This is a genomic window from Pseudochrobactrum sp. AO18b, assembly GCF_000409565.1.
Taxonomy (GTDB): Bacteria; Pseudomonadota; Alphaproteobacteria; order Rhizobiales; family Rhizobiaceae; genus Pseudochrobactrum; species Pseudochrobactrum saccharolyticum.
The window spans coordinates 1-4,599 of record NZ_ANNO01000410.1 but is presented as its reverse complement, the minus strand read 5'-3'; the positions used below and the strand labels follow the sequence as shown (position 1 = coordinate 4,599).

At 50.4% G+C, this 4,599-nt stretch carries 4 protein-coding genes; 3 read left to right on the top strand and 1 reads right to left on the bottom strand.

The genetic code is table 11. The annotated features are described in order from the left end of the window. The first annotated feature begins 282 nt into the window (after window positions 1-282). Genes ugpA through A918_RS0115770 form a run of 3 tightly spaced genes read left to right on the top strand, consistent with a single transcriptional unit; the run spans window position 283 to window position 3,083 of the window. Window positions 283-1,164: a sn-glycerol-3-phosphate ABC transporter permease UgpA gene (gene ugpA, locus A918_RS0115780; protein ID WP_028233882.1), complete on the top strand. Its 882-nt coding sequence runs from the start codon at window positions 283-285 to the stop codon at window positions 1,162-1,164. A gap of 9 nt (window positions 1,165-1,173) precedes the next feature. Further along, a complete protein-coding gene (gene ugpE / locus A918_RS0115775) occupies window positions 1,174-2,022 on the top strand; it encodes a sn-glycerol-3-phosphate ABC transporter permease UgpE (RefSeq protein ID WP_022711987.1) in 849 nt (282 codons plus the stop codon). Continuing rightward, the gene (locus A918_RS0115770) at window positions 2,022-3,083 is read left to right on the top strand and encodes a sn-glycerol-3-phosphate import ATP-binding protein UgpC (RefSeq protein ID WP_022711986.1); all 1,062 of its coding nucleotides are present in this window, start codon (window positions 2,022-2,024) and stop codon (window positions 3,081-3,083) included. Before ugpE ends, A918_RS0115770 begins: the two co-directional genes overlap by 1 nt. A 257-nt stretch (window positions 3,084-3,340) precedes the next feature. Here the strand turns inward: A918_RS0115770 and A918_RS0115765 are convergent, their stop codons facing one another. After that, entirely contained in the window at window positions 3,341-4,387 is a 1,047-nt protein-coding gene (locus A918_RS0115765; protein ID WP_022711985.1) for a polysaccharide deacetylase family protein, read from the bottom strand. Window positions 4,388-4,599: the final 212 nt, after the last annotated feature.

Genomic DNA, 4,599 nt, shown 5'->3' with positions numbered 1-4,599 from the left:
GCGGGGTTTTCTTCACTCTGCATATAAACCCATCTTCAGGATTGCGTTGAGGATTGGCTTATATGTCAGGGCACATTCCGGAAAAGTCTTACCGTCTCCGGAAGCGTGTAAAACGATCAGGCAGAGTATTTCATGATGTCCGCGCAGGACAGAAATGCTCTGAACTGACAGCACAGTCTCTGCCTGCCAAGAGCATCAGAAATTGTGTAACATTTCAAAAATCTTGCTGTGCCCCTTCAGCACCTTTTCGGTGTGTGGCGCTGCAATTTGAAGGAGATCTTTGTGCAGCGTGTTGTTTTTCCCAACAAGGTGCTACCCTATTTATTAGTTGCGCCGCAGCTCATACTCACATTCGTGTTCTTTTTCTGGCCGGCCAGTCAGGCTATTTATCAGTCGATGATGCGTGAAGATCCGTTTGGTCTGCGCAGCGCTTTTGTCGGTTTGAAAAATTTTCAGGCCTTGTTCGCCGATCCGAATTATCTGCATTCTTTCCAGATTACGATCTTCTTCAGTATTGCGACTGCTTTGCTGTCGATGGCTGTTGCCCTGTTTCTGGCAACCGCTGCGGAAAAAGTCGTGCGCAGTAAAAATCTGTACCGCACCCTGCTGATCTGGCCTTATGCCGTGGCACCAGCCATTGCCGGTATTTTGTGGCTGTTCATGTTTTCGCCCGCGATGGGAACACTGGCCTATCTGCTGCGCAATGCCGGTTTTGACTGGGATCCGCTACTGAAAGGCGATCAGGCGATGGCACTGGTTATCTTTGCCGCCTCGTGGAAACAGATCAGCTATAATTTCCTGTTCTTCGTTGCCGGTCTTCAGGCAATCCCGAAATCCCTGCTGGAAGCAGCGGCCATTGACGGCGCACGCGGTGTCAAACGGTTCTGGTCGATCACCTTCCCGCTTCTGGCACCGACCACGTTCTTCCTGCTGGTTGTGAATACTGTTTATGCGTTCTTCGACACATTCGGTATCATCCATGCGGTTACCGGAGGCGGCCCTGCCAAGTCCACCGAAACTCTGGTCTACAAAGTGTATAATGACGGTTTCGTCAATCTGAACCTCGGCTCCTCTGCAGCACAGTCCGTGGTGCTGATGGTGATCGTTATTGCCCTTACGGCGTTCCAGTTCCGCTTTGTTGAAAAGCGCGTGCATTATTCCTGAGGTCAGACAATGATTGAACGTAATCCTGTTACTATCGCAATCAGCCATCTGGCGCTGATTATCGGCATCATCATTGTTGCCTTCCCGATTTATTATACATTTGTGGCTTCAACCATGACGTCGGCGGAAATCCTCCGCCCTCCGATCCCGCTCTGGCCGGGTGACCACTTTATCGAAAACTACCGTGATGCGATGACCGGCGGTGTCGAACGCACCGTAGGTGTGAGCCTTGAACGTCTGCTGTTCAACTCGACAGTTGTAGCGCTGGCGATTGCCATCGGTAAGATCATCATTTCTTTCACCTCTGCTTTTGCGATTGTGTTTTTCAACTTCCGCTTCCGCATGGTGTTCTTCTGGATGATCTTCATCACGCTGATGCTGCCGGTGGAAGTGCGTATTCTGCCGACCTATAAAGTGATCGTGGATCTCGGACTGATCGATACTTATGCCGGTCTGACATTGCCATTAATGGCTTCAGCAACGGCGACATTCCTGTTCCGCCAGTTCTTCCTGACTATTCCGGGAGAGCTTGTGGAAGCAGCCCGCATCGATAATGCCGGACCGTGGCGCTTTATGAAAGACATTCTGCTGCCGCTGTCCAAAACCAATATTGCAGCACTTTTTGTTATTCTGTTCATTTTCGGATGGACACAATATCTCTGGCCTCTGCTGGTCACCAATGATGCAAAGATGAACACAATCATCATCGCATTGCGCAAAATGGTGGACTTCGCCGATGCCGCAACACCATGGCATTTTGTGATGGTGACAACGATCCTTGCGATCATCCCTCCGATCATCGTCGTGGTTCTGATGCAGCGATGGTTCGTCAAAGGTCTTGTTGAAACGGAAAAATAATGGCCCGCATTTCTCTTCAAAATGTAAAAAAAGTCTATGGCGGTCATGTCGAGACCATTAAAGGCATCTCGCTGGAAATCGCCGATGGTGAATTGGTTGTTCTGGTCGGCCCTTCCGGCTGCGGCAAATCCACTTTGCTGCGCATGATTGCCGGTCTGGAAAGCATTACTTCCGGTACTGTCTCAATCGCTGACCGCGTGGTCAATGAGCTGGAACCGGCAGAACGCGATATTGCGATGGTGTTCCAGAATTATGCGCTCTATCCGCATATGACTGTGCGTCAGAATCTGGCCTATGGTCTGAAGAACCGCAACACGCCAAAAGCCGAGATTGAACAGCGCATTACCAAAGCCGCCAAGGCACTGGAAATCGAGCAGTTTCTGGAGCGTAAACCGCGCCAGCTTTCCGGTGGTCAGCGTCAGCGCGTTGCCATGGGTCGTGCGATTGTACGTGAGCCTGCTGCGTTCCTGTTTGACGAGCCGCTCTCCAATCTGGATGCCAAGCTGCGCGTGCATATGCGCGTGGAAATCAAGCGTCTGCAGCGTTCCCTCGGCGTGACAAGCGTTTACGTAACCCATGACCAGATGGAAGCCATGACACTGGCCGATCGTCTGGTGGTGCTCAATGCCGGTCATATTGAGCAGGTCGGCACACCGATCGAGCTTTATGAAAAGCCTGCAACAACCTTTGTTGCAACTTTCATCGGTTCGCCGTCGATGAACCTGCTGTCCTGCAAAGATGCTTCCGGCAAAGATGCACCATGGATGCAGCAGCTCAGCTCGGTTGTACCGGCCGGCACTGCAACTGTCGGCGTGCGTCCGGAAGGCTTTATGCTTGGCACAGAAAATGCGGCCTTCACCACGGATGTGACTGTTGATGCCGTCGAACTCGTGGGTGCGGAAAGCTATGTCCATGCCCGTCTTGCAGATGACACAGCCATCATCTTCAGCGTTGCCGGACGCAGCACGATTGCAAGTGGTGAAGTGCTGAAAGTCAGTGCAGCAAAATCCGCCCTCCATTGCTTCGACAAGGATGGCAACCGTATTGAACTGACCGTTTGATGTTATGAAATTGGTGATCCCGAAAGCAATTTCGGGATTATTGTCGCCGATGCCTGCGCTTGCTGGCAATCGGCGACACCATGATAATCATGCCCCCGTATGAACTCTCATGGCTACCCTGTTCGGGAATCCCAAGAAGTTTGCAATCAGATTGCTGCTTCTTTGTAAGAAGCTTAACTTTTTAATGCGCCATAATTAAATTTATAATTTTGATAGAGCACATCATAAATATTCATAATGCGGCTATCTCTAAATTATCATGTGTTTATAAAGGGAATGCCGGAAATAAGTGCCCTGACATAGCGCTTTTTCTGAAAATAGCCGTTTAATGATACGCGCGGAAATGATTGCGGATGCTGCAAACAAGCTGCATTCAGCATCGCGGGTTGCGTTGTCACAGCCACTGCAAAGTCCGACTCACGCGCCGCAGCAAAAGTATTTTCACTCACCGCGGTCTTCCACCCATATGGATAGGAAAATGATTGCGGAGCCACGCCCAATTCATCTTTCAGCCATTGTGCGGATGTTTCAATCTCATATTTCATACGCTGACGATCAACGCGGCTGAGATTAATATGGCTCACCGTATGCGCACCAAAATGCACCAACCCGTTGTCACACTCCTGCAAGACCCGCAATTCCGACACGTCCATCGTCAGATCACGCGTAAGGCGTAACGGGTCAATGCCGCTCTGCGCAGCGAGATCCGCAATATGGCTCACCGCTTCATCTTCATCATGACTGTCGACATAACAGGCGAAGCGGGCAAAAGCCTTTGTCTTCTCCCATCGCGTTTTTAACGGCAAGGTTTTGGCGCCTGCGCCGAAATCAAATGTCAGACTGTCTTTGTCACGCAGGATTTGTTCAATAACTTCCCACCACAGAATATTCTTACGTTCTGCAAAGCCCGACGTGATGTAAATTGTATAGGGGATATTATAACGCCTGAATATCGGAGCAGCGTAATCCGCATTATTCCGGTAGCCGTCATCCAGCGTAAAACAGACATAGCGCTTATTTTCAGGATTATTCGCCAGCAGCTCCGGCAAATCATGCACATGCACAGGGATCATTCCTGCCTGCAGAACTTCCTGTATCGCCTGTTCCAGAAATTGCGGCGTGACCGAGAGAATTGCATTAGGCGAGAAATGCTGCGCGGCGTTTTCCGGCCGTACATGATGCAGCGTAAAAATCAGGCCGTTTTGAGCAGCAGACGGCAGGATTTTACCCAGATGCAGCGCGGAGATCGCATCCAGCCCTGCACGGATAACGGAGTATTTCAGCAGACGTTTTGCTTCATGCAATCCGTATATCATCCTGTCTGTCACCAGCCGAAAATATTCAAAGAAGAGCTGCGATATTATAAGCCCATATCGCAGCTTTAAATCTTGTATATTTTACAAGCGGTAAGACGGAGTTAACGGCAGGCTCCGTTGCGCATATTTTCATAACCGGCATTGCGCGCGACACAGGCATTCGGAAATGTCTGGCTGCGGCCGCGGCTGGTGGCACAAAC